Source organism: Citrobacter sp. MGH104 (assembly GCF_001034485.1).
Lineage (GTDB): Bacteria > Pseudomonadota > Gammaproteobacteria > Enterobacterales > Enterobacteriaceae > Citrobacter > Citrobacter freundii.
Window position 1 is genome coordinate 3,037,154 of the sequence record NZ_KQ089818.1, and the last position, 23,458, is coordinate 3,060,611.

Annotated in this window: 22 protein-coding genes, 5 tRNA genes and 1 other RNA gene; 18 read left to right on the forward strand and 10 right to left on the reverse strand. The window is 51.0% G+C overall.

Translation table 11 applies throughout. From position 1 onward, the window contains the following. The first annotated feature begins 66 nt into the window (after positions 1 to 66). Positions 67 to 969: a LysR substrate-binding domain-containing protein gene (locus SK34_RS14170; RefSeq protein ID WP_003022936.1), complete on the forward strand. Its 903-nt coding sequence runs from the start codon at positions 67 to 69 to the stop codon at positions 967 to 969. Between the two features lie 82 nt (positions 970 to 1,051). On the opposite strand, the gene cobO is transcribed toward SK34_RS14170, so the two are convergent. From cobO to glmS, 10 genes are all read right to left on the reverse strand, one after another. Then, on the reverse strand, positions 1,052 to 1,654 hold the full coding sequence (gene cobO / locus SK34_RS14175; protein WP_048233288.1) for a cob(I)yrinic acid a,c-diamide adenosyltransferase: 603 nt from the start codon (positions 1,652 to 1,654) through the stop codon (positions 1,052 to 1,054). Between the two features lie 9 nt (positions 1,655 to 1,663). Next, entirely contained in the window at positions 1,664 to 3,316 is a 1,653-nt protein-coding gene (locus SK34_RS14180) for a class I fumarate hydratase (RefSeq protein WP_003835428.1), read from the reverse strand. A gap of 60 nt (positions 3,317 to 3,376) precedes the next feature. Then, positions 3,377 to 4,378 (reverse strand): glutaminase A, encoded by a 1,002-nt coding sequence (gene glsA / locus SK34_RS14185; protein ID WP_032942734.1) that lies wholly within the window; start codon positions 4,376 to 4,378, stop codon positions 3,377 to 3,379. A gap of 125 nt (positions 4,379 to 4,503) precedes the next feature. Beyond that, positions 4,504 to 5,808 (reverse strand): dicarboxylate/amino acid:cation symporter, encoded by a 1,305-nt coding sequence (locus tag SK34_RS14190; RefSeq protein WP_003022946.1) that lies wholly within the window; start codon positions 5,806 to 5,808, stop codon positions 4,504 to 4,506. Between the two features lie 168 nt (positions 5,809 to 5,976). Beyond that, positions 5,977 to 6,294 carry a DUF4387 domain-containing protein gene (locus SK34_RS14195; RefSeq protein WP_008320068.1) on the reverse strand — a complete coding sequence of 106 codons (318 nt, stop codon included), beginning with the start codon at positions 6,292 to 6,294 and terminating at the stop codon, positions 5,977 to 5,979. Beyond that, positions 6,291 to 7,661 carry an acyclic terpene utilization AtuA family protein gene (locus SK34_RS14200; protein WP_003835421.1) on the reverse strand — a complete coding sequence of 457 codons (1,371 nt, stop codon included), beginning with the start codon at positions 7,659 to 7,661 and terminating at the stop codon, positions 6,291 to 6,293. Before SK34_RS14200 ends, SK34_RS14195 begins: the two co-directional genes overlap by 4 nt. Before the next feature lie 3 nt (positions 7,662 to 7,664). Continuing rightward, a complete protein-coding gene (locus tag SK34_RS14205) occupies positions 7,665 to 8,906 on the reverse strand; it encodes a methylaspartate ammonia-lyase (RefSeq protein WP_003022953.1) in 1,242 nt (413 codons plus the stop codon). Further along, the gene (locus tag SK34_RS14210; RefSeq protein ID WP_003022957.1) at positions 8,906 to 10,351 is read right to left on the reverse strand and encodes a methylaspartate mutase subunit E; all 1,446 of its coding nucleotides are present in this window, start codon (positions 10,349 to 10,351) and stop codon (positions 8,906 to 8,908) included. The genes SK34_RS14205 and SK34_RS14210 overlap by 1 nt, the downstream gene beginning before the upstream one ends. An 18-nt stretch (positions 10,352 to 10,369) precedes the next feature. Then, positions 10,370 to 11,758: a methylaspartate mutase accessory protein GlmL gene (gene glmL, locus SK34_RS14215; protein ID WP_003835417.1), complete on the reverse strand. Its 1,389-nt coding sequence runs from the start codon at positions 11,756 to 11,758 to the stop codon at positions 10,370 to 10,372. Next, on the reverse strand, positions 11,758 to 12,207 hold the full coding sequence (glmS, locus tag SK34_RS14220; RefSeq protein WP_003022963.1) for a methylaspartate mutase subunit S: 450 nt from the start codon (positions 12,205 to 12,207) through the stop codon (positions 11,758 to 11,760). Before glmS ends, glmL begins: the two co-directional genes overlap by 1 nt. A gap of 1,217 nt (positions 12,208 to 13,424) precedes the next feature. Here glmS and cydA point away from each other — a divergent pair. The 17 genes from cydA to SK34_RS23915 all read left to right on the forward strand — a co-directional run bounded on the left by cydA (position 13,425) and on the right by SK34_RS23915 (position 23,354). Beyond that, a complete protein-coding gene (gene cydA / locus SK34_RS14225) occupies positions 13,425 to 14,993 on the forward strand; it encodes a cytochrome ubiquinol oxidase subunit I (protein ID WP_003022965.1) in 1,569 nt (522 codons plus the stop codon). Between the two features lie 15 nt (positions 14,994 to 15,008). After that, entirely contained in the window at positions 15,009 to 16,148 is a 1,140-nt protein-coding gene (gene cydB / locus SK34_RS14230) for a cytochrome d ubiquinol oxidase subunit II (RefSeq protein ID WP_003022968.1), read from the forward strand. A 14-nt stretch (positions 16,149 to 16,162) separates the two neighbouring features. Next, complete coding sequence (cydX, locus tag SK34_RS23910) at positions 16,163 to 16,276, forward strand: cytochrome bd-I oxidase subunit CydX (protein WP_003022970.1); 114 nt, start codon at positions 16,163 to 16,165, stop codon at positions 16,274 to 16,276. After that, on the forward strand, positions 16,276 to 16,569 hold the full coding sequence (gene ybgE, locus SK34_RS14235) for a cyd operon protein YbgE (protein WP_003022971.1): 294 nt from the start codon (positions 16,276 to 16,278) through the stop codon (positions 16,567 to 16,569). Before cydX ends, ybgE begins: the two co-directional genes overlap by 1 nt. A 150-nt stretch (positions 16,570 to 16,719) precedes the next feature. Next, complete coding sequence (gene ybgC / locus SK34_RS14240) at positions 16,720 to 17,124, forward strand: tol-pal system-associated acyl-CoA thioesterase (protein WP_003835413.1); 405 nt, start codon at positions 16,720 to 16,722, stop codon at positions 17,122 to 17,124. Further along, entirely contained in the window at positions 17,121 to 17,813 is a 693-nt protein-coding gene (tolQ, locus tag SK34_RS14245; RefSeq protein ID WP_003022976.1) for a Tol-Pal system protein TolQ, read from the forward strand. Before ybgC ends, tolQ begins: the two co-directional genes overlap by 4 nt. A gap of 3 nt (positions 17,814 to 17,816) precedes the next feature. After that, entirely contained in the window at positions 17,817 to 18,245 is a 429-nt protein-coding gene (gene tolR, locus SK34_RS14250; protein WP_003022978.1) for a colicin uptake protein TolR, read from the forward strand. A gap of 64 nt (positions 18,246 to 18,309) precedes the next feature. Then, positions 18,310 to 19,566 carry a cell envelope integrity protein TolA gene (gene tolA, locus SK34_RS14255; RefSeq protein WP_003022980.1) on the forward strand — a complete coding sequence of 419 codons (1,257 nt, stop codon included), beginning with the start codon at positions 18,310 to 18,312 and terminating at the stop codon, positions 19,564 to 19,566. A gap of 128 nt (positions 19,567 to 19,694) precedes the next feature. Continuing rightward, positions 19,695 to 20,987 carry a Tol-Pal system beta propeller repeat protein TolB gene (gene tolB, locus SK34_RS14260; RefSeq protein WP_048233289.1) on the forward strand — a complete coding sequence of 431 codons (1,293 nt, stop codon included), beginning with the start codon at positions 19,695 to 19,697 and terminating at the stop codon, positions 20,985 to 20,987. A 34-nt stretch (positions 20,988 to 21,021) separates the two neighbouring features. Continuing rightward, the gene (gene pal / locus SK34_RS14265) at positions 21,022 to 21,540 is read left to right on the forward strand and encodes a peptidoglycan-associated lipoprotein Pal (RefSeq protein WP_003022983.1); all 519 of its coding nucleotides are present in this window, start codon (positions 21,022 to 21,024) and stop codon (positions 21,538 to 21,540) included. A gap of 9 nt (positions 21,541 to 21,549) precedes the next feature. After that, positions 21,550 to 22,335, forward strand: coding sequence for a cell division protein CpoB (cpoB, locus tag SK34_RS14270; RefSeq protein WP_044701059.1), 786 nt, complete (start codon positions 21,550 to 21,552; stop codon positions 22,333 to 22,335). Positions 22,336 to 22,500: 165 nt separating this feature from the next. Further along, positions 22,501 to 22,576 (forward strand) — tRNA-Lys (locus SK34_RS14275). A gap of 45 nt (positions 22,577 to 22,621) precedes the next feature. Then, positions 22,622 to 22,697 (forward strand) — tRNA-Lys (locus tag SK34_RS14280). Positions 22,698 to 22,834: 137 nt separating this feature from the next. After that, positions 22,835 to 22,910 (forward strand) — tRNA-Val (locus SK34_RS14285). Positions 22,911 to 22,913: 3 nt separating this feature from the next. Beyond that, positions 22,914 to 22,989, forward strand: a tRNA-Lys gene (locus tag SK34_RS14290). Positions 22,990 to 23,122: 133 nt separating this feature from the next. Next, positions 23,123 to 23,198 (forward strand) — tRNA-Lys (locus SK34_RS14295). Between the two features lie 22 nt (positions 23,199 to 23,220). After that, positions 23,221 to 23,354: non-coding RNA, RtT sRNA (locus SK34_RS23915), on the forward strand. Positions 23,355 to 23,458: the final 104 nt, after the last annotated feature.

The following is a 23,458-nucleotide window of genomic DNA, read 5'->3' on the forward strand; positions in this document are numbered from 1 at the left end:
ATCTGGGTGTCTTGAATTATTTTTTATAAATTAAACTATTTTTGTACGCTGCAAATGGAAGAGGTTATGAGAGGAAAAATACCCAAGACGGAGTTGCTGGTAACTTTTGAAGTGGTTGCGCGTCACGAAAGTTATACCCGGGCAGCTGAAGAGCTGGCTTTAACACAAAGTGCTGTTTTCCGCCAGGTAAATGCACTGGAGGATTTTCTCAATACCGCGCTATTTAATCACGCCAAAAAACGCATTTTTTTAAATGCGGCGGGCAAACACTATTTAAGCATCGTTAAAGAAACGTTAAATAAGCTTGAACGAGATACGACGACGATAATGACCTGGCAGCCGACGGTACAGGTTATTGAGCTGGCGGTGAATCCGACGTTCAGCACGCACTGGCTGATCCCAAACCTGCGTGAATTTAACAAACTTAATCCTGATATTATCGTGAACATTCATTCCCTGGCGAATATTGGTGATTTTCTCAATCGAGAGTATGACGCGGCAATCATGCGCGAAGACTTTTATTCGCCATGGTCAGGGGTTGAGTACCTGTTTGAAGAGGAGATTCTGCCGGTATGCAGTCGCTGTTTGCTGGCCGAACCGGAACGAAAACTGGCGGTAAACGAATTACTAAACGAATTCCCGCTATTGCACCAAAGCACGCGCATCAAAGGGTGGCAGGAATGGTTTGCGCTGTCAGATGTCAGCAGTCCGTTGGTGAATAAAGGTCCGAGATTTGATTTGTTATCGATGCTGATCGCGGCGGTCCGCTCTAATCTGGGCGTTGCGCTGCTCCCGCGTTTTGCCATTCAGCACGATCTGGACAGTGGCGATATGGTCATTCCTTGCGATGTTCCGATGCGTACCGGGAATCGATTTATTATGACATGGCGTGAAGAAAAATCGGAATCCGAGCATTTACAGATTTTCCGCAACTGGTTGCTCAGTAAGTCCGTAGTATCGGCTGCCTGAGGGTGGCTTATGCCTTATCAGGCCTACAACGATGGGTAGGCCGGATAAGAAGCGTTAGCATCGTTATCCGGCAAAAGAACGGCTACCAGTCGATCCCAATCTGTGCCTGAATACCGCGGTCAAACGCGTGTTTGACCGGGCGTATTTCACTGACCGTATCGGCCAGTTCCAGTAACCGCGTATGGCATCCGCGTCCTGTGACGATAACGCTCTGACCGGCAGGACGATTTTCGATGGCGTTGATAACCTCTTGCGTATCCAGATAGTGGTAAGCCAGCATGTAGGTGAGTTCATCCAGCACCACTAGATCGTAATGCGCATCAGCCAGCATGCGCTTACTTTCCTGCCAGACAACCGTTGCCGCTTCGATATCTGCTTGCCGATTTTGGGTTTCCCAGGTAAATCCGGTACCCATAATATGGAATTCGACGCCGAGCGGTTGCAGTGTGTTGTACTCACCATTATCCCACTGACCTTTAATAAACTGCGCGATGCCAACGGTTTTTCCGTGACCCACTGCGCGCGTTGCCGTGCCAAAGGCTGCGGTGGATTTTCCTTTTCCGTTGCCGGTGAAGACAATCAGGATCCCTTTCTTCTCCGTTGCAGCCGCTACGCGGGTATCAACCTGCTCTTTTAGCTTCTGCTGACGCTGACGGTGTCTGTCGTTATTGGCGCGCGCTTCCATGGAAACTCCTTAATGCCCTGCCGGACAAGTTGCGCAGCGATGCTGCTGCTCGAACTGGCTGAAGAAGTTATTACCTTTGTCATCCACTAATACGAAGGCGGGCATATTTTTAACTTCCATCATCCACACCGCTTCCATTCCCAGTTCTGGATATTCAAGACACTGCAGACTCTTCACGTACTGTTGCGCCAGTAGGGCGGCGGCACCGCCAATGCTGCCGAGGCTAAATCCACCGTGTTTGTGACAGGCATCAGTGACCTGCTGGCTGCGGTTACCCTTGGTGAGCATAATGAGGCTGCCGCCTTGTGCCTGGAAAGCATCGACATACCCATCCATGCGCCCGCCGGTGGTGGGTCCCATTGAGCCACAGGCCTGATTTTCCGGGGTTTTGGCTGGACCAGCATAGTAAACGATATGCTTTTTCATGTATTCCGGCATCGGTTCACCGTTATCCAGTCGCGCTTTGATGTTCGCGTGAGCGATATCGCGAGCCACAACAATCGGGCCGCTTAACGACAGACGTGTACCAATGGGCAAGGCGGAGAGATCATGCAGGATCTCGCGCAGCGGACGGTTCAGATCCAGTTGTACGGTCTGGGCGCCGTTTTCTACCCGGTGAGAATCGGGGATAAATTTGCCCGGATTATGCTCGAGTTTTTCCAGCCAGATACCGTGTTTATTAATTTTGGCTTTAATATTGCGGTCGGCAGAGCAGGAGAGGGCCATCGCGATTGGGCAGGAGCCGCCGTGGCGCGGTAAGCGAATTACGCGAATATCGTGGGCAAAGTATTTGCCGCCAAACTGCGCCCCGATGCCAAACTCACGGCTGGCATTGAGCAACTCGGCTTCCAGCGCCGTATCACGGAACGCCTGGCCCAGCTCGTTCCCGCTGGTGGGCAGATTATCGTAATATTTGGTTGAAGCCAGTTTGGCGACTTTCAACGTCTGGTCGGCGGATAAGCCCCCAACCACAAAAGCGATGTGATACGGCGGACAAGCGGCGGTACCCAGTGATTTCATTTTTTCGATCAGGAACGCGGTGAGCTTTTCCGGCTGCAGAATGGATTTGGTTTCCTGGAATAACGCCGCCTTATTGGCAGAACCGCCGCCTTTGTTGACGAACAGGAATTTATATTCATTGCCCGGCGTGGCGCTGATGTCGATTTGTGCCGGCAGGTTTGTCTGAGTATTGACCTCGGTATACATGTCCAGCGGGGCATTTTGCGAGTAACGCAGATTGTTTTCGGTGAAGGTGGTATACACGCCTTTGCTTAAGGCTTCGGCGTCATCGCCGCCGGTCCAGACATGTTGCCCTTTGCTGGCCACAATGGTTGCCGTCCCGGTGTCCTGGCAGTTAGGCAGTACACCTTTAGCTGAAACCTCTGCATTGCGCAGCAGCTGCAATGCGACGTACTTATCGTTACCGCTGGCCTGTGGGTCGTGCAAAATGCTGGCAATCTGTTTTAAATGTCCGGCGCGCAGGAAAAATGAAGCCTCATAAAACGCCTGCTGTGCTAACAAGGTTAACGCTTCCGGTGCAACCTTGATAACTTCCTCTCCGTCTAACTCCGTTACCGTAACGTGCTGGTTACTGAGTAATTCATATTCGGTACTATCTTTACTCTGAACAAAGAGTTCCTGCCAGACAAATGGTTTAGACATGTTTACTTCTCACCTCTTCGTATTGTTTGCCGGATAAGCAATGTGCCATCCGGCGTAAAGTTATTTGGCTAAAAAGACGTTGGCTTTTGTCGCTTCGGCGACATATTCGATAGTTTTCTGGGCACGAACGCTGTTTCCGGCTTCATCAAGCGGTGGAGAATAGACCGCAATCGCATATTCGCCTGGGACGACGGCAACCATGCCGCCGCCGACGCCGCTTTTCGCCGGAATGCCAACGGTGTACAGCCATTTACCGCTGCCGTCGTACAGTCCGGCAATTGCCATTTCTGCCAGTACCTGTGGAACATATTTCTCATTCAGCAACTGTTTGCCGTTGAACGGAGATTTGCCTTTGTTCGCCAGTACGGCACCCATTTTGGCCAGTTGCTCAACGGTGATATCCACCGAGCACTGGCGGGTATAAATTTCAACGGCTTCGTCAGTGTTGCCATAGAAGCTGTTATAGGATTCCATCAGTTTGGCCAGCGCCTGATTGTGCTGGTTGGTTTCCATTTCAGATTTGAAAACCGGTTCGTTTACGGTGAGAGTGGCATCGGCCCAGACGTTCAGGTTGTCGAGGATTTTGTTCCAACGATCGGTTTTGTCTTTGGCTTCAATCAGGCTAACGGTGCTCATGGCCCCGGCGTTTACCAGTGGGTTTTCAGGCGCGCCTTTGGTCAGTTCAACGGCCAAACCTGAGTTGAACGGCATGCCGGTGGCATTGGCGCCAAGTTTATCCAGCACTACCTGAGGACCGTGCTGCTCCATGGCGAGCGCCATGGTGAACACTTTACTCAGGGATTCCATTGGGAAAGGTTTGTTAACATCGCCAACCTGGTAGATCTTGCCGTCCACCGTCGCAATGGTGATGGCAAAATTTTTCGGGCTATAGGTCGCCAGAGCAGGGATGTAGTCGGCGACTTTTCCATCGTTATTACTTTTGTACTTCTGATGAGCCTGTTCTATCAGCTTGGCGTAGTCGGGCGTGGTTTGCGCGAATGTGGTTGCGCTAAACAAGACACTGAAAGAAAAGAGACTCACGCCGAGAATTGTTTTATTCATTATGCATTCCTGTTGGTGTGCTCATCTTGATGCCGGATGGCGGCGTACCGCCTAATCCGACCTACGGATAGTTAAACGTTATGTAGGCCGGATAAGCGCAAGCGCCATCCGGCAATAACGTAGTATCAGGACAAAGCGACTTCCGTTTCGGTAACCGGGCGTTCCTGTTCCGGTGACTTCACTGGCGCAGTTCCACGGCAACCCTGGCCGAAGTGTTCGCCTTCCCAACGGCCCACAATGGCAGCGCCCATGGCGTTACTCATGACGTTGGTAGCGGAACGACCCATATCGAGGAACGGATCGACACCCATAAGCAGGATCAAACCCGCTTCCGGAATGTTGAATTGGTTCAGGGTAGCGGCGATAACGACCATCGAGGCACGCGGTACACCCGCCATCCCTTTAGAAGTCAGCATCAGAATTAACAGCATGGTAATTTGCTCGCCCATGCTCAGTTCGATGTTGCACGCCTGAGCAATAAAGACAGTGGCAAAGGAGCAATAAGCCATGGAGCCGACCAGGTTAAAGGAGTAACCGATAGGCAGAACGAAGCTGGCAATTTTTGAGGAAACGCCGAATTTTTCCAGCTTGTCCAGCGTACCCGGGAAGGCGGCTTCAGAGCTTGAAGTGGTAAAGGCCAGCAGAGCGGGTTCGAGGATTGATTTAGTTAACCGTGCGATGCAAGGCCCGACGATCATAGTAGACAGGCCAATCAGGATCGCCCACAGCATACCCAACGTCAGGTAGAACTCACCCATGAAGATCCCGGCGCTAACCATCACACCCAGACCACGTTCGGCAATCAGACCTGAAATAGCGGCAAAAACGGTCAGTGGCGCAAACAGCATGACGTAACCCGTCAGCTTCAGCATCACGTGCACCAGTGAATCCAGCACTTTCACAATAGGGTCGGCTTTTTCACCAATCGCAGCGAGGCTGCAACCAAGGAAGATGGAGAACACGACGATCTGCAGAATTTCGTTACGCGCCATCGCATCGACAATACTGGTCGGTACCGCGTGTGAGATGAACACTTTCAGCGTGAATGGCTCTGACTTAACGGCGGCAACAGCGCCGACATCATGTGGCACAAAGTTGATACCTGCGCCTGGCTGGAAGATATTTACGATAACCAGACCCAGCGCGATTGACAGCAATGACGCGCAAATAAACAGGAAGAAGGTTTTCGAAAATATACGTCCCAGCGTTTTGGCATCGCCCATTTTGGCAATACCCACAACCAGAGTTGAAATAACCAATGGTGCGATAATCATTTTCACCATACGTAAGAATATAGTGGTAAAAATGGAAATGTCTGCTGCATAAGATTTTGCTGTTTCAGCCGCGGCCATATTATTTATGGCCACCCCGGCAATCATGCCGAGTATCAGGCCTAATATGATCATCTTCGTTAAACTTATTTTCTTCATGTGTACTCCATCGGATAAAGGTTGGTAATTGGAATTGTGTAGGGTGGCGTGCGCCTGAGCCTGGACAGCAGCTTAGACGCACGCCTGTTGTGACCAACCGCATGAATAATTCGAAGCACTGTGATACAGCTGAATTCTGTGCCCCAATGGTTGTTATTGTGTTTTTTGTTACAAGTCGAACTCAATACTTAATAATGGTGCGTGTTGCTGTGCACCATAAACATCATTGTCACCGACGTTGCCGGAAATAATATCGCGCGGCATGACGATTTTTACGGCATTCGCCGGATCGAACCATACAATATTGTGAATAAAGTCAGGTTTAACGTTATATAAACCGGCAATAAGCTGCGGTGTTAATTGCTCTGAGCGTTTTACGCGCTGATAATCTTCCCGGGTTTTAAATAAAATATCTAAAACCAGTTCGTACGGTCCGGCGTTTTTCGAGCGAATAACTTGTGCCAGTGAACAAATTGAGTGTTTCATGCCTGAACTCCTTCTGGCGTCACCTGTTCAATGTGGAAATCAAAACGCAGCGCATCGCTCGCTTCAATCAGGTGATAGATCGAGAACTCATACACCGGTCCACTCTGAATATCAGATGGCGAGAACGGGAAGGCGAGGTTGCCCGCAGTCGCAATGCGATTTTCATAGCCGTAGTGCAGCAGGGTAGAGCGCACCAGCGAGCAAACGCTGTTGGCGATGTCCTGCGTCGGCGCAACGACATCCAGTAAAATTCCCAGTTCATGGCCCGCTGTTTTCATCGGCTCATGGTTGCCCATCACACCGTTCTTACCGTACAAGTGGAACGTCATGCGGATACTGTCGTCATTCAGGGAGAGGTTACGTGCAACGCTTGCCTGTACCTCTTCAAGAATCGTGTCAATCCCGGCAATCATAATCGGGTCGCGTGTTCCGGCGATGGTCAGGCAACGGAAGCCAACCTGGCGTGCACCTTCCAGTTTCAACGCATACGGTGTTTCTTCATGGCGTGAACCGCTGACATACACTTCACCCTCGTTAACCTGGGTGAAAGTGCATGCTTTCAGGTTCAGCACACCGCCTGGCCCTGGCAGGAAGTAAGGATCTGACTTCTCGTACAGGGTGTGCGCCGCAGCAGAAGTTTCAGTGAACTTACGCTTGGGATTGAACGCCTTCAGCGTAAAGCCGTTGTCGTCGATAATCCCCATCGCACAATCGGAGCCGGAGCCAGGGGTGGCGGCAATGGCAGCACACTCAAGGATCTTACCGCAATGAAGCGCCAGACCTTCATCAAAGCCCTGCATAATCGGCAGCGCGGCGAAGCAGGCCGGATCGTAGGCACGTCCGCCCAGGACCACCTGTGCACCGGCTTTCAGCGCACGCTGGAAAGGCTCGACGCCCATCTGCGCGACAATGTAGGTGCTCTCTTCAATGGCCTCGTGAGTCAGTTCAGGCACAAAATCGAGCGCGGTGATTTTGCCGTTATCCAGTGCCTGATGAACGATTTCTTTGTCGACATCAGACGGAATTAGCGCCATTGAGAAAGACAGTTTTTCTTCCTGCGCGATCTCATGGATTATTTGGCGACACCACTCCAGATGCGGAGCTGCGCCAGAACCACCGGCTGTGCCGATCACTACCGGGATGTTGTTCTTAACGCCTGCCATAATCATATAGCGCAGATCGCGTTTCACACCGGCCCTGTCGGTAAAGGGTTTACCTGCCCCCAGGTAGTGGGGGCCAGGATCGGAGGAACCTGCGTCAACAGCAATAAGATCCGGTGACTCTTCCATGGCTTTACGAAAACTTTCTTCCGGGAAGCCATAACCCAGGATAGCCGTAGGCGATAAGATCTTAAATGTGCGTGCCATCTCTTAATCCTTAGTTTGCAACAGCGCGATGGTGCGGTTCATTTCGTTAAACACGATGTTGAGACCTTCATCGAAACCCATACCCGGTTTGATCAGCATGCGCATTGGACGCGCGGCCAGCGCGACGTGTACGCAGGTACGAGCACTGATTTCCGTTTCGTTACAGGTACCGCCCTGATAGGCTTCCATTCCGTGTTTGTTGCAATACAGCACTGCATCAACGATGTTGTGAATACCGCCCAGATCCGGGGTTTTAATCTGCACCATGTGGCAGCTGCCCGCGTCGGTGAAGTCCACGATGTCCTGATAGGTGTTACACCATTCATCCGCAACGATTTTCACGCCGGAACCCAGACGAGTCAGCTCCTGAGTGATCTCAGTTAACATGCGGATCTGATCCGGCTTGTTACCGGCATCAACCGGGCCTTCAATGTACAGCGGTAGACCTTGAGCTTCGGCTTCCAGGCTGGCGATGTATTCGGCGCAACGCACTGGATCCATATCGAAGATCAGACCAATGGTGCCGTAGACATCAATATGCAGTGTCGGGTGATAGCTTTCGTTGGTGCGCAGGCTCAGGATGCGGTTAGACAACCAGCGGACGTACTCACGCAGTTTTTCACCTTTAAAGCCCAGCTTCTCTTCAACGTTATTGATCAGGGCATGCGGCAGGACATCCACACCTTTGAGGATCATCTTGTCGACGGCGATATAACGGTCGTCGCCGCTCTGACCAAATAACGGAATGGCTTCCGGAACGCATGGCAGTTGCCATTCATCACAAACCACTTCGGCTTTCAGACGACCGGTAGCCAGTGCCGCCGCGTCGAGCAGTGCCTGAGACAGACCATAACGTACGGCGGTATGTAGCAGATGGCCGTCAATACGCAATTCATCAAAGAAACGGGCGTTGGTCAGGAACGAATCAACGTCACGACCTTCCAGCAACGGCTTGATGTGGTCGTTGAGGAACGGAATGAAGTTTTCAGCCAGGAACAGCGGGTCACGACCGCCTGCACCTGAATATTGCACCGCTGCGCAATCGCCCACAGCTACCGCGCCGTTTTCCAGAATCAGTTGTACGGAAACACATTCACCCGCCTGACGAACAGAGGTAAATCCAGGCGTGACCGGATCGCCGGTGTAGATAAACCCGTCATGACCGGCGCCATTTTTGATGGCCTGCTGATCGTCAAAATAAAATGAGGAGTAGCCAGCGGTGAAAAGGGCCTTTTTGATTTTCATTATGGTCTTCCTATTAATTTACTGTGGGATACGGCGTTGATGTCATCAATGACCATCTGGAAAGAAGGCTTGCGGCCTTCAAAATGTGCGCGCTCTGCGACATAGTCGTGGTGCAGGGCGAGAATATCTTTCGGCAGCGGCACGGCACCGGCTTCAAGAATACGGATTGCGCCTGTGTTATCGCGAACAGGCAGGATCTTACCGGCGTTACAGGCGGCAGGAGCGAAAGGTACATCCAGCACGCCAGCTTCAAAGGCCAGCACCGTACCGCGCGCAATGTCGCCATTGCCCAGTTCGAAGACTTTCTTCAACACCGCGCGGACTTCGCTCTTAATCAGGTCAACTTCCTGCTCCACGGCAGCGCACTGCGGGAATTTCTGGTCGCTGACCATGTTGAGCATCTGGCGTGACGCTTTCAGACCCTGGGCGTTAGCTGCCGCGGTTGGGATACCGAACGCTTCGTGCGGGCTTTTGGTGATCACTTTTGTGGCACCCGACATACCAGCAACCGCTGCACCCCAGGCGATAACAGAGAAGGCTTTCGCTTCATCTTCCGGGAATCCGCCCATCCACTGGTGGAAAACGGTGCTCAGTTCGTAATCGTCGAAGCCATGGTTATGGAAGTATTCGTGGGACAGTTCACGCAGCGCCTGAATAGCGGCGATATCCTGCGTCAGGCTACCGACCTGGCCGTAGCCGACGGTAATGGATTTCACGCCTTGTTCCAGCGCCAGCAGACCTTCAATAATCGCCACCGAGTGGGACATAAACGGCGGGATCAGGGTACCGGTCAGCGGGCCAAACGGCTCACGGTTGATGCGAATGCCGTTCTCTTCGTACAGACCCATCAGACGGTCGCAGTACTGCCAGTCGCGAATGGATTTTTCCAGGGTGACGCGTTTGGCGTAAGGGATGTTGTAGGAGATACCGCCGCCTTCGTAGCTGGTGAAGCCACTGGCCATGGCGATTTCTGCCAGCAGGCGCGCATCCGGTGTACCGTGGCGAACCTGGATCGGTTTTTCCAGCGATTCAGTCATCCGGCGGCAGGCAGCAACCCCGTGATTGACAACTGGTAAACCATTCAGCTTGGAAGTACCTGCTTCGATGGATTTCTGGATCCCGACAGCGGCTTCTTCATAGCGGTTCAGACGGGTATAGGCATCGATAGTACTCGGCAGGAGGTCGCACTCTTCCTGCAATGTTTTGAGCAGCGCAATATGCTCATCCATTAATGCTACGCCTGCACGCGGCTGGCTCAGGGTTTTACCTTCCTGATCGGCTTTCAGCAGGGCAAGGGAGAAGCGTTTTTTATCTGGAATTGATTGCTGGTACTTCACGCCATCTTCGAAGTTCTCAACGTCTTTGCCGGTTTCCCAGGTTTGTAATACCTGATGCCTTTCGGTCATGAATTCGTCATGGGTCAATTTTTTATTTCGAAGTTCCATTCGTAGCTGCCTTAAGTTTTATAGGGTTAAACACTGAATGCTGGTGCGAGCAGCGGCTTGCGGGTACAGCCTGGCGACGTTTGCCAGAAGCGGGAGCAGGCCATTTGAATCGCGGTAATACTCAAACTGATTCGGTAACAGAATTCTTTTCCCCTGGTCGTCCAGCTCCCGGTATTTGAGCCAGTTATGGATATCAAACTGGCTGGCGCGAGAGAGCCATCCCCCTGAACCGACGACTTTGCGTACGGTGGTGAGATCGCGACCCATCTGTAAATCCACGTTACCCACGCAGGTGCAAACCTGCTTTTTAGTGCCCGCGTGGCGCTCAGCGGCATAGCCCACGCATAAACCTGCCAGCAGGGTGTCGTAATATTTCTCTTCCTCACTGAGTGGCAGGTAATCCGGTTGCCCTACCAGATGGCGCAGGTAGCGGTAAAACGCTTCCTCGCGCTGTGGTTGTTGGGCGAAGATGACTTTCACCATATCCTGCGTGCTTTCTCCCACCACGACGGCGGAAACGCGCATGCCCAGGTCGCCTTCTACGGTACGTTTGACGAACGGTTCAGGAACACCATGCAGGACGGTATCGGGGGAGAGGGTATTCGCGCTGGCCGAATAGACATCCGTGGTGGCTCCGCCCATATCAATCAGCATGAATTCCTTCCATGCGCTGTCGTAATCGCTAATGGCTTTGACTAACTCATAGACCGTCCATGGCGTCGGCATTGGCTCTTCGCCTGTTTCGCCAACAATGACGTCCAGACCTTTGCCTTTGACAATGCGTGACAAGAACACATCACAAATCGCCTGACGTGCGGCAAACGGATTCGGGTGATCGAGGTCAGGCAGAATGTTGTCTACCGTGGTCAAATCCTTATGTCCCAGAATCGTTTGTATTTCGTCCTGAATGTCCCGGTTTCCGGCGTAGATAATGGCGCAATCAAGCTTTGAGCCTGCCAGCGCATGCGCATTCGCCAGGCCGTAACTTTCTTCGCCACCGTCTGTACCGCCGGTAAACAGCAGAATATCTGGAGGGGATGACTCCAGCTCCTGGATGTCATGACGGTTCAGCTTGTACGAATAATATTGCGCGATTTTCGCTCCTGCCGAATGGGCGGTAACTTTTGCCGATTCCAGCGTAATGGAAGGCACCAGCCCCATTGCTGCAACGGCAAGCCCACCTTTCGCTGAGGAGGAGTATTTCAACTGCACTTCACCACTTTTCAGTAACGGGCGAGCATCGGCAACATTCAGCACCTGATTCAGGCTGGCAAAAAAACCGTCTGCCAGATGATGTGTGGTGGTTGGGGTCAGGACATGGTTTATCAGGGTTAAATCCTCGCCTTCATGGGCGAAGAGGGCTGCCTTGGTCCATGTCGAGCCGATATCGACAGAAACTGTTTGCATCAGATGGCCTCTTCCAGGCAACGCTGTTCGAGGCCATTGTGTTGGTGAATATCATTAGTGATAAGCGCGCAAACATCTTCCAGATCGTGACTGGGGGCGAAGACCCGGTTAAAGCCCATCTCTTTAAACTTCACTTCCACATCGGCGAAGTCATGTTTACCGACGACCAGGTTGCCGCCGACGTACAGCAGAATGTCGCCAAGGCCGCGTTCGATGCAGCGCTCACGTAATCCGAGGCAATCAATGTCGCCATGACCGTAGATAGAGGACACCACGATGGCATCGGCGCCTGTTTCAATCGCAGCATCAATATATTCATCCTGGCTCACCATCACCCCAAGGTTGATTACGTGAAAATCATGAGCGGTAAAAACGCGATCCAGAACTTTATTACCTACTGCATGGCAGTCAGCACCGATGACGCCAATAACAAGTGTAGATTTCTTCATGGGTAATCCTCTGTAGGGCTGATGGTCAATAAGTGAAATTATTTTCTAATATTTAGAACATGGATTGTGACAACCTCTTAATAGGGTTGGAGTTTCTGTGGAAGCGAAAAAGGAAGCAATTGATCTATTTTCAAAATATCCTGAGAAAAATGATTGTTATATTTGGTTGTTATAAAATCTCTTTATAATCAGTAGGATGTATCATATTTTCTTGGCCGGTTTTAATTTATTAGAAAAATGGGTAATAAATTACTTGCCATGTTTGTGATCGAAATCTTATTTTGTTATGCGCGCCATTTATGTCGTGTTTTTAATAATTTCAAAAATCACAATTACTAATTAACTTGTGAACGACGTAACGGTTTTTTATTTTTTAATCTTATATGTCACAATTCATTTTTGTTAATTTTAGGATAAAAATGATAATGAAATGTTTGTGGCATATTTAATCTTTGCCACATAAGTGCAGAGTGGGCGTTAAAGATAACTTTCAGTGATGATTTAAGCGAAACGCCAGCGTTCTCTCGCAGAACACCAAACGCAATGCATCGGTCAATGTGGAACGTTTTCTCTTCCAGCTGAGATAGTTACATCTCGGTGTTAATTATAAGTAAAATTTAAATGAATAATTTGTATGAAATAACAAGTCCATGACTTGCTAAACAAAAAACTGTGAGCTACCTAGCATTAGTGATTCTTTATCTGCTATCAATTTTGTCAGCCGGGCTGGTTAAAAGATCGTGTACATTTAAATAAATATCCTATCATTTGTAGTAACGGCAATTACTCATTGAAAAACATGTTGTTAACATCGCATTCACTAGTCATGCGAGTGTTAAACACTATTAACATTAAATTTGAAAATTGATTTAAATCAATGTTTAAAACTTGGAAAACAGCATCAAAAGAGGTTAAATTGCTGCAGATCAAATTGGTCTGAAAGTGGTAAATTAGCTATAAATTGATCACTATCGAAAAATGCAAATTTGTCTCGATAAAAACCTGTTTATTGTAAGGATTTTACGGCGTAATATAATTGCGGGATCAATTTGAGTGTTTTATTAACATGTTTGTAACCTTTCTCCATTGTCCTTTCTTCACAAGAGAAGAAAGAGTAGCGGCGTAAGGAAGCAGATAAATTTGTATTGGGGCATGCGTGTGACCCTTTCTAACGGGGTTCACTCTCGGAGTCTTCATGCGATGAGCAAGGAGTCATGATGTTAGATATAGTCGAACTGTCGCGCTTACAGTTTGCCTTGACCGCGATGTACCACTTCCTGTTTGTGCCACTGACGCTCGGTATGGCGTTCTTGCTGGCCATTATGGAAACGGTCTACGTCCTTTCCGGCAAACAGATTTATAAAGATATGACCAAGTTCTGGGGCAAGTTGTTTGGTATCAACTTCGCTCTGGGTGTGGCTACCGGTCTGACCATGGAGTTCCAGTTCGGGACTAACTGGTCTTACTACTCCCACTATGTAGGGGATATTTTCGGTGCGCCACTGGCGATCGAAGGTTTGATGGCCTTCTTCCTCGAATCCACCTTTGTAGGTCTGTTCTTCTTCGGCTGGGACCGTTTGGGTAAAGTCCAGCATATGTGTGTCACCTGGCTGGTGGCCCTGGGTTCTAACCTGTCCGCGCTGTGGATTCTGGTTGCGAACGGCTGGATGCAGAACCCAATCGCAGCGGATTTCAACTTCGAAACCATGCGTATGGAGATGCTGAGCTTCTCTGAACTGGTGCTCAACCCGGTAGCACAGGTGAAATTTGTTCACACTGTGGCATCTGGTTATGTATGCGGCGCGATGTTCGTTCTGGGTATCAGCTCCTACTATATGCTGCGCGGTCGTGACTTCGCGTTTGCTAAACGTTCTTTTGCCATCGCGGCCAGCTTTGGTATGGCTGCCATTCTGTCTGTTATCGTTCTGGGTGATGAATCTGGTTACGAAATGGGCGACGTGCAGAAAACCAAACTCGCAGCGATTGAAGCAGAATGGGAAACTCAGCCTGCACCGGCTTCCTTTACGCTGTTCGGTATTCCGGACCAGGATGCGCAGGAAAACCATTTTGCGATTCAAATTCCTTATGCGCTGGGCATCATCGCCACCCGCTCTGTTGATACACCGGTCATTGGTCTGAAAGACCTGATGGTGCAGCACGAAGAGCGTATCCGTAACGGGATGAAAGCGTATCAGTTGCTGGAAGAACTGCGTGCTGGTACTACCGACCAGGCCGTTCGCGACCAGTTCAACAGCATGAAGAAAGACCTGGGTTATGGTCTGCTGCTGAAACGCTATACGGATAACGTCACCGACGCGACCGAAGCGCAAATTCAGCAGGCAACGAAAGATTCTATCCCTCGCGTTGCGCCGCTGTACTTCGCTTTCCGTATCATGGTGGCGTGCGGCATCCTGATGCTGGCAATTATCGCGGTGTCCTTCTGGACTGTGCTTCGTAACCGTATCGGTGAGAAAAAATGGCTGCTGCGCACTGCGCTGTACGCGATTCCTCTGCCGTGGATTGCTATTGAATCCGGTTGGTTTGTCGCAGAGTACGGTCGTCAACCGTGGGCGATTGGTGAAGTGTTACCAACAGCCGTAGCGAACTCTTCGCTGACTGCTGGCGACCTCATCTTCTCGATGCTGTTGATTTGCGGCCTGTATACCCTGTTCCTGGTGGCTGAACTGTATCTGATGTTCAAGTTCGCACGCCTTGGGCCGAGTAGCCTGAAAACCGGTCGTTATCACTACGAGCAGTCCACTGTGACTTCTCAGCCGGCACGCTAAGACAGGAGTCGTCAAATGATCGATTATGAAGTATTGCGTTTTATCTGGTGGCTGCTGGTTGGCATTCTGCTGATTGGTTTCGCGGTCACTGATGGCTTCGACATGGGGGTGGGCATGCTCACCCGTTTCCTCGGTCGTAATGATACCGAGCGTCGAATTATGATTAACTCCATCGCCCCGCACTGGGACGGTAACCAGGTTTGGCTTATCACCGCGGGTGGCGCACTGTTCGCTGCCTGGCCGATGGTGTATGCCGCTGCGTTCTCCGGTTTCTATGTGGCGATGATCCTGGTACTGGCGTCTTTGTTCTTCCGTCCGGTCGGTTTTGATTACCGCTCCAAGATTGAAGACATGCGCTGGCGCAACATGTGGGACTGGGGCATCTTCATTGGTAGCTTCGTGCCACCGCTGGTGATTGGCGTGGCGTTCGGCAACCTGCTGCAAGGGGTTCCGTTCCACGTAGATGACTACATGCGTTTGTACTACACCGGTAACTTCTTCCAGTTGCTGAATCCGTTTGGTCTGCTGGCAGGTGTCGTGAGCGTTGGGATGATCATCACCCAGGGTGCGACCTATCTGCAGATGCGTACGGTAGGTGAACTGCATCTGCGTGCTCGTGCAACTTCACAGGTTGCGGCGCTGGTGACTCTGGTCTGCTTCGCGCTGGCCGGTGTATGGGTGATTTACGGTATTGACGGTTATGTTGTGACCTCAGCTCTGGATCATCATGCCGCCTCCAACCCGCTGACCAAAGAAGTGGCTCGCGTGGCTGGCGCATGGATGGTGAACTTTAACAATGCACCTATCCTGTGGCTGGTTCCTGCACTGGGCGTGGTTCTGCCGCTGTTGACCATTCTGACTTCTCGTATGGAGAAAGGGGCCTGGGCATTCGTCTTCTCTTCACTGACGTTAGCCTGCATCATCTTGACTGCCGGTATCGCAATGTTCCCGTTTGTGATGCCATCCAGCACCATGATGAACGCAAGTTTGACCATGTGGGATGCAACGTCCAGCCAGCTGACGCTGAATCTGATGACGTATGTAGCTTGTGTGTTTGTACCGATCATTCTGCTGTACACCGGCTGGTGTTACTGGAAGATGTTTGGTCGCATCACTAAAGAAGATATTGAAAGCAACACCCACTCTCTGTACTAAGTAAGGAGCTTAAAATGTGGTATTTCGCATGGATTTTGGGAACGCTTCTTGCCTGTGCATTTGGGATAATCACAGCGCTGGCGCTTGAGCACGTTGAATCAGGCAAAGCCGGACAAGAAGATAGCTAATGACCAATATTATCGCGATGTTATACAACGCGATGGACAAGCGCCCCTTGCGGGCGCTTTCATTTGTGCTGGCAATCGTATTGGCCGGCTGCATATTCTGGGATCCGTCACGTTTCGCGGCTAAAACCAGTGAGCTTGAAATCTGGCATGGTTTTCTGCTGATGTGGGCGGTCTGCGCAGGCATCATTCACGGCGTTGGCTTTCGTCCTCGTGCCGTACACTGGCAGGGTATCTTCTGCCCGCTGATCGCGGATATCGTCCTCGTTGTTGGTCTGTTTTTCTTCTTCTTTTGAATAAGAAACATCCTTAAATATTTATGGGCTTGCATAAGCCCATAATTTTTTACTCTCCGTTTACTTTCCCCCATTCCAAAGCACCATTCCCGCGCGTATAGTAGCGAAGTTTGAAAGCACTAACCTTTTGTTGCATTACCGGGATGTAAAGTGAATACAACGCTGTTTCGATGGCCGGTTCGTGTCTACTATGAAGATACCGATGCCGGTGGGGTGGTTTACCACGCCAGCTACGTCGCTTTTTATGAAAGAGCGCGCACAGAGATGCTGCGTCATCATCACTTCAGTCAGCAGGTCCTGTTGGCTGAACGTGTAGCCTTTGTGGTGCGCAAGATGACCCTCGAGTATTTTGCGCCTGCCCGGCTCGACGATATGCTCGAAGTTCAAACCGAAATTACGTCAATGCGTGGCACCTCTTTGGTTTTCACGCAACGCATTGTCAACGCAGAGAACACCGTGCTGAATGAAGCCGAAGTTCTGATTGTTTGCGTTGATCCACTCAAAATGAAGCCTCGTGCGCTTCCCAAGTCTATTGTCGCGGAGTTTAAGCAGTGACTGACATGAATATCCTTGATTTGTTCCTGAAGGCAAGCCTTCTGGTTAAACTTATCATGTTGATTTTGATTGGTTTCTCAATCGCATCCTGGGCCATTATTATCCAGCGGACCCGTATTCTTAATGCTGCTTCACGTGAAGCCGAAGCATTTGAAGACAAGTTCTGGTCTGGCATTGAATTGTCGCGCCTGTACCAGGAAAGCCAGGGGCGTCGTGATAATTTGGCTGGCTCAGAACAAATTTTCTACAGCGGGTTCAAAGAATTTGCCCGTTTGCATCGGGCAAATAGCCACGCGCCGGAAGCGGTCGTTGAGGGTGCTTCCCGTGCGATGCGTATCTCGATGAACCGTGAGCTGGAAACGCTGGAAACGCATATTCCATTCCTCGGAACCGTTGGCTCCATCAGCCCGTATATCGGTCTGTTCGGTACCGTTTGGGGGATCATGCACGCATTTATCGCGCTGGGCGCGGTAAAACAGGCGACGCTGCAAATGGTTGCACCGGGTATCGCGGAAGCGTTGATTGCAACGGCTATCGGTCTGTTTGCGGCAATCCCGGCGGTTATGGCCTACAACCGTCTGAACCAGCGCGTGAACAAACTGGAACTGAATTACGACAACTTTATGGAAGAGTTCACCGCGATTCTGCACCGCCAGGCGTTTACCGTTAGCGAGAGCAACAAGGGGTAAGCCATGGCCAGAACGCGTGGACGAGGTCGTCGCGAACTCAAGTCCGAAATCAATATTGTACCGCTGCTCGACGTACTGCTGGTGCTGTTGCTGATCTTTATGGCAACCGCACCGATCATTACGCAGAGTGTGGAAGTCGACCTGCCGGATGCGACCGAATCGCAAGCCGTCAGCAGTAACGACGAACCCCCGGTCATTATTGAAGTTTCCGGTATTGGGCAATACAGCGTGGTGGTTGAGAAAGATCGTATGGATCAACTGCCGCCGGAGCAGGTTATCGCGGAAGCGAAAAGTCGCCTGCAGACCAATCCGAAAACGGTCTTTTTAATCGGTGGTGCGAAAGACGTGCCTTATGATGAAATAATTAAAGCGCTGAACTTGTTACACAGTGCAGGCGTAAAATCGGTTGGCTTGATGACGCAGCCAATCTGATGACGGCGTTTTGCTGGCTTGAAAGATAGCACGTAACAGGCGAACAGTTTTTTGGGAACCGAGAGTGTCAAAGGCAACCGAACAAAACGACAAGCTCAAAAGGGCGATAATTATTTCAGCGGTGCTGCATGTCATTTTATTTGCAGCGCTGATCTGGAGTTCGTTCGATGAGCACATTGATGCTTCAGCCGGCGGCGGTGGCGGTTCGTCCATCGACGCCGTTATGGTCGATCCTGGCGCCGTTGTGCAACAGTACGACAGGCAGCAGCAACAGCAGGCAAGCGCGAAACGTGCTGAAGAGCAGCGTGAAAAGCAGGCGCAGCAGCAAGCTGAAGAACTTCGCGAGAAACAGGCAGCTGAGCAAGAGCGACTGAAGCAGCTGGAAAAAGAACGCTTAGCCGCGCAGGAAAAAGTGCGCGAACAGGCGGAACAGCAGAAGCAAGCTGAAGCCGCCGCCGCGAAAGCGCAAGAGCAACAGAAACAGGCTGAAGAAGCTGCGGCGAAGGCTGCTGCAGACGCGAAGGCTAAAGCTGATGCACAGGCGAAACAAGCGGCAGATGCCGCGAAGAAAGCCGCTGCGGACGCACAGAAAAAAGCTGAGGCGGAAGCTGCTAAAGCCGCTGCTGATGCGAAGAAAGTTGCCGAAGCACAAGCTGCTAAAGCTGCCGCGGACGCTGCGAAGAAAGCACAGGCTGAAGCCGCTAAGCAAGCAGCAGCCGAGAAAGCTGCCGCTGAGAAAGCAGAAAAAGCCGCCGCTGCGAAAGCGGCCGCTGCTGAAAAAGCGGCGGCTGATAAGAAAGCCGCAGCGGAAAAAGCAGCAGCAGACAAAAAAGCTGCAGCCGAGAAAGCCGCTGCCGATAAGAAAGCTGCGGCAGATAAAGCAGCTGCTGCTAAAAAGGCTGCGGCCGAAAAAGCCGCTGCAGCCTCTGGCGTTGACGACTTGTTGGGTGACCTGAGCTCCGGTAAGAATGCACCGAAATCGGGCGGTGGAGCGAAAGGAAACGGCCAACCGGCGAAAGATAGTGGTACAAGTGGTGCCAATGGCGGTGCATCTGGTGCTGATATCAGTGCTTACGCATCTCAAATTCGTAATGCGATCCAGAGCCGTCTGTATGGTGCAGATTTGTATGCAGGTAAATCTTGCGTATTACATATCAAGTTAGCACCCGATGGTCTGTTACTGGATGTGACCGAAGAGGGTGGGGATCCAGCATTGTGTCAGGCTGCGCTGACGGCTGCGAAAACCGCCAGAATTCCTAAACCGCCTAGCCAGGCAGTTTATGAAAAAGTAAAAGATGCCAAACTGGACTTCAAACTGTAATAACGACCCCTGAGAAATCAGGGGAAACGGTCTAAGGTTGATACTGAGTTGTGGTAGTTTTGTGTATTTGAGTTTGTTAACATTCTGCTAAATTATCGTGGGCTTTCCGTCCAGATAAGGGAGATATGATGAAGCAGGCATTACGAGTAGCATTTGGTTTTCTGATGCTGTGGGCAGCGGTGCTGCACGCAGAAGTACGTATCGAGATCACCCAGGGGGTGGACTCGGCGCGCCCGATTGGTGTTGTCCCCTTCCAGTGGGCAGGACCGGGTGCTGCACCTGAAGATATCGGTGGTATCGTAGGTGCTGACCTGCGTAACAGCGGTAAATTTAACCCGTTAGACCGTTCTCGTCTGCCTCAGCAGCCTGGTACCGCGCAGGAAGTTCAACCTGCCGCTTGGTCTGCGCTGGGCATTGATTCCGTAGTCGTCGGCCAGGTTACGCCGAACCCGGATGGTTCTTACAGCGTTGCCTATCAGCTGGTTGACACCGGTGGCGCACCGGGTACCGTACTGGCACAGAACACTTATAAAGTGAACAAGCAGTGGCTGCGTTACGCGGGGCATACTGCAAGTGACGAAGTGTTTGAAAAACTGACCGGCATTAAAGGTGCATTCCGTACCCGTATCGCTTATGTTGTTCAGACCAACGGTGGTCAGTTCCCGTACGAATTACGTGTGTCCGACTACGATGGTTACAACCAGTTCGTGGTACACCGTTCTCCGCAGCCGCTGATGTCTCCGGCGTGGTCTCCGGACGGTTCAAAACTGGCGTACGTAACCTTCGAGAGTGGTCGTTCTGCACTGGTTATTCAGACGTTGTCTAATGGCGCGGTTCGTCAGGTAGCGTCGTTCCCACGTCACAACGGTGCGCCTGCGTTTTCTCCGGATGGCAGCAAACTGGCGTTTGCCCTGTCTAAAACCGGTAGCCTGAACCTGTATGTCATGGACATTGGTTCCGGTCAGATCCGTCAGGTGACGGATGGTCGTAGCAACAACACGGAACCGACCTGGTTCCCGGACAGCCAAAACCTGGCCTTTACATCTGACCAGGCCGGTCGTCCGCAGGTATATAAAGTTAACGTCAACGGCGGTGCTCCGCAGCGCATTACCTGGGAAGGTTCGCAAAACCAGGATGCGGATGTGAGCAGCGACGGTAAATTTATGGTAATGGTAAGTTCGGCCAACGGTCAGCAGCACATTGCCAAACAAGATCTGGTAGCGGGTGGCGTACAAGTTCTGTCGTCAACGTTCCTGGACGAAACGCCAAGTCTGGCACCTAACGGCACTATGGTAATCTACAGCTCTTCTCAGGGGATGGGATCCGTGCTGAATTTGGTTTCTACAGATGGGCGTTTCAAAGCGCGTCTTCCGGCAACTGATGGACAGGTTAAATTCCCTGCCTGGTCGCCGTATCTGTGATAATAAATAATTGATTAATAAAGGAATCATTGAAATGCAACTGAACAAAGTGCTGAAAGGGCTGATGATTGCTCTGCCTGTTATGGCTATTGCAGCGTGTTCTTCTAACAAGAACGCCAGCAATGACGGCAGCGAAGGCATGCTGGGTGCCGGCACTGGTATGGATGCAAACGGCAGCGGCAACATGTCTTCTGAAGAGCAAGCGCGTCTTCAGATGCAACAGCTGCAGCAGAACAACATCGTTTACTTCGATCTGGACAAGTACGATATCCGTTCTGATTTCGCTGCAATGCTGGATGCTCACGCTAACTTCCTGCGTAGCAACCCGTCTTACAAAGTCACCGTAGAAGGTCATGCGGACGAACGTGGTACTCCTGAGTACAACATCTCCCTGGGTGAGCGTCGTGCGAACGCCGTTAAGATGTACCTGCAGGGTAAAGGCGTTTCTGCTGACCAGATCTCCATCGTTTCTTACGGTAAAGAAAAACCTGCAGTACTGGGTCATGACGAAGCGGCTTACGCCAAAAACCGTCGCGCCGTACTGGTTTACTAAGAGAATTGCATGAGCAGTAACTTCAGACATCATCTGTTGAGTCTGTCGTTACTGGTTGGCATAGCGGCCCCTTGGGCCGCTTTTGCTCAGGCGCCAATCAGTAGTGTCGGCTCAGGCTCGGTCGAAGACCGTGTCACTCAACTCGAGCGTATTTCTAACGCTCACAGTCAGCTTTTAACCCAACTCCAGCAACAACTCTCCGATAATCAGTCCGATATTGATTCCCTGCGTGGTCAAATTCAGGAAAATCAGTATCAGTTGAACCAGGTTGTTGAACGCCAGAAGCAAATATTGTTGCAGATTAATAATCTTGGCAGCGGTAGTGCGCCTGCGGCGCAGTCTGCAGGTAGCGATCAGAGTGGGGCAGCAGCAACCCCTACGCCTGATGCGGGCGCAGCGGCAGGAGCCCCGGCGCAGACTGGCGATGCGAACACTGATTACAATGCGGCCATTGCTCTGGTGCAGGATAAATCCCGCCAGGATGATGCGATTGAAGCATTTCAGAACTTCATCAAAAAGTACCCAGACTCGACTTACCTGCCAAATGCGAATTACTGGCTGGGTCAGTTGAATTACAACAAGGGGAAAAAAGATGATGCAGCGTTCTATTTTGCTTCAGTAGTTAAAAACTTCCCGAAATCACCAAAGGCTGCAGACGCGATGTATAAAGTCGGCGTCATCATGCAGGACAAAGGTGACACAGCAAAAGCTAAAGCCGTTTATCAGCAGGTTATCACTAAATACCCTGGCACTGATGGCGCGAAACAAGCGCAAAAACGCCTTGGCGCGATGTAATGAACACCATGCGACCAGAAATCGTGTTAATTCTGGTCGCGTCGTGTGATTCCTAAGCAGTTGAGTTATTTACATCGAAATTTTTGTTGCGCTAAAATCTGAAATCAGTAATATATGCCGCCGTTGCCAAGGGATATCAAACAGCCCGAAAGCGGCAAAAAAAGTGGGTCGTTAGCTCAGTTGGTAGAGCAGTTGACTTTTAATCAATTGGTCGCAGGTTCGAATCCTGCACGCCCCACCAATTTATTGGTGGTACCGAGTAAAAATTTTCAGGTTATACCCGAGCGGGTCGTTAGCTCAGTTGGTAGAGCAGTTGACTTTTAATCAATTGGTCGCAGGTTCGAATCCTGCACGACCCACCAATCGCTAAGGTGGAACGCGATTGTAAAACGTGAAGGATAACGTTGCGTAAGCAACGGCCCGTAGGGCGAGACGAAGTCGAGTCATCCTGCACGACCCACCACTAACTCAGTTAGTAAGTAGTATCCAGCGTAGTATCGGGTGATTAGCTCAGCTGGGAGAGCACCTCCCTTACAAGGAGGGGGTCGGCGGTTCGATCCCGTCATCACCCACCACTCGGGGCGTTAGCTCAGTTGGTAGAGCAGTTGACTTTTAATCAATTGGTCGCAGGTTCGAATCCTGCACGACCCACCAATCGCTAAGGTGGAACGCGATTGTAAAACGTGAAGGATAACGTTGCGTAAGCAACGGCCCGTAGGGCGAGGCAAAGCCGAGTCATCCTGCACGACCCACCATCCTGAAAGTATAAAGAAGTAAACCCCATAAGGGGGCGTTAGCTCAGTTGGTAGAGCAGTTGACTTTTAATCAATTGGTCGCAGGTTCGAATCCTGCACGCCCCACCAGTGTAAAAAAGCGCCCTAAAGGCGCTTTTTTGCTATGCGCAGGATTTCATGATTCGAATCTGCAGCAGGTTCGGGTCGAACGAAGTGAGACAACGGAGCCGTTTACGGCGATGGCCCGAAGGGCGAGCGTAGCGAGTCATCCTGCACGCCCCACCAGTGTAAAAAGGCGCCCTAAAGGCGCTTTTTTGCTATGCGCAGAATTAACGATTCGAACCTGCTTGCCTGATGCGCTTCGCTTATCAGTCCTACAGACGACACTA

What these genes read in the sequence shown, in the direction of transcription:
- SK34_RS14180 (WP_003835428.1), bottom strand. Translation starts at nt 3,316, where the DNA reads ATGTCTAAACCATTTGTCTGGCAGGAACTCTTTGTTCAGAGTAAAGAT.
- ybgE (WP_003022971.1), top strand. Translation starts at nt 16,276, where the DNA reads ATGACCAATATTATCGCGATGTTATACAACGCGATGGACAAGCGCCCC.
- glmS (WP_003022963.1), bottom strand. Translation starts at nt 12,207, where the DNA reads ATGAAGAAATCTACACTTGTTATTGGCGTCATCGGTGCTGACTGCCAT.
- cydB (WP_003022968.1), top strand. Translation starts at nt 15,009, where the DNA reads ATGATCGATTATGAAGTATTGCGTTTTATCTGGTGGCTGCTGGTTGGC.
- cydA (WP_003022965.1), top strand. Translation starts at nt 13,425, where the DNA reads ATGTTAGATATAGTCGAACTGTCGCGCTTACAGTTTGCCTTGACCGCG.
- SK34_RS14210 (WP_003022957.1), bottom strand. Translation starts at nt 10,351, where the DNA reads ATGGAACTTCGAAATAAAAAATTGACCCATGACGAATTCATGACCGAA.
- SK34_RS14205 (WP_003022953.1), bottom strand. Translation starts at nt 8,906, where the DNA reads ATGAAAATCAAAAAGGCCCTTTTCACCGCTGGCTACTCCTCATTTTAT.
- SK34_RS14195 (WP_008320068.1), bottom strand. Translation starts at nt 6,294, where the DNA reads ATGAAACACTCAATTTGTTCACTGGCACAAGTTATTCGCTCGAAAAAC.
- glmL (WP_003835417.1), bottom strand. Translation starts at nt 11,758, where the DNA reads ATGCAAACAGTTTCTGTCGATATCGGCTCGACATGGACCAAGGCAGCC.
- SK34_RS14170 (WP_003022936.1), top strand. Translation starts at nt 67, where the DNA reads ATGAGAGGAAAAATACCCAAGACGGAGTTGCTGGTAACTTTTGAAGTG.
- cobO (WP_048233288.1), bottom strand. Translation starts at nt 1,654, where the DNA reads ATGGAAGCGCGCGCCAATAACGACAGACACCGTCAGCGTCAGCAGAAG.
- SK34_RS14190 (WP_003022946.1), bottom strand. Translation starts at nt 5,808, where the DNA reads ATGAAGAAAATAAGTTTAACGAAGATGATCATATTAGGCCTGATACTC.
- cydX (WP_003022970.1), top strand. Translation starts at nt 16,163, where the DNA reads ATGTGGTATTTCGCATGGATTTTGGGAACGCTTCTTGCCTGTGCATTT.
- cpoB (WP_044701059.1), top strand. Translation starts at nt 21,550, where the DNA reads ATGAGCAGTAACTTCAGACATCATCTGTTGAGTCTGTCGTTACTGGTT.
- pal (WP_003022983.1), top strand. Translation starts at nt 21,022, where the DNA reads ATGCAACTGAACAAAGTGCTGAAAGGGCTGATGATTGCTCTGCCTGTT.
- glsA (WP_032942734.1), bottom strand. Translation starts at nt 4,378, where the DNA reads ATGAATAAAACAATTCTCGGCGTGAGTCTCTTTTCTTTCAGTGTCTTG.
- tolB (WP_048233289.1), top strand. Translation starts at nt 19,695, where the DNA reads ATGAAGCAGGCATTACGAGTAGCATTTGGTTTTCTGATGCTGTGGGCA.
- tolR (WP_003022978.1), top strand. Translation starts at nt 17,817, where the DNA reads ATGGCCAGAACGCGTGGACGAGGTCGTCGCGAACTCAAGTCCGAAATC.
- SK34_RS14200 (WP_003835421.1), bottom strand. Translation starts at nt 7,661, where the DNA reads ATGGCACGCACATTTAAGATCTTATCGCCTACGGCTATCCTGGGTTAT.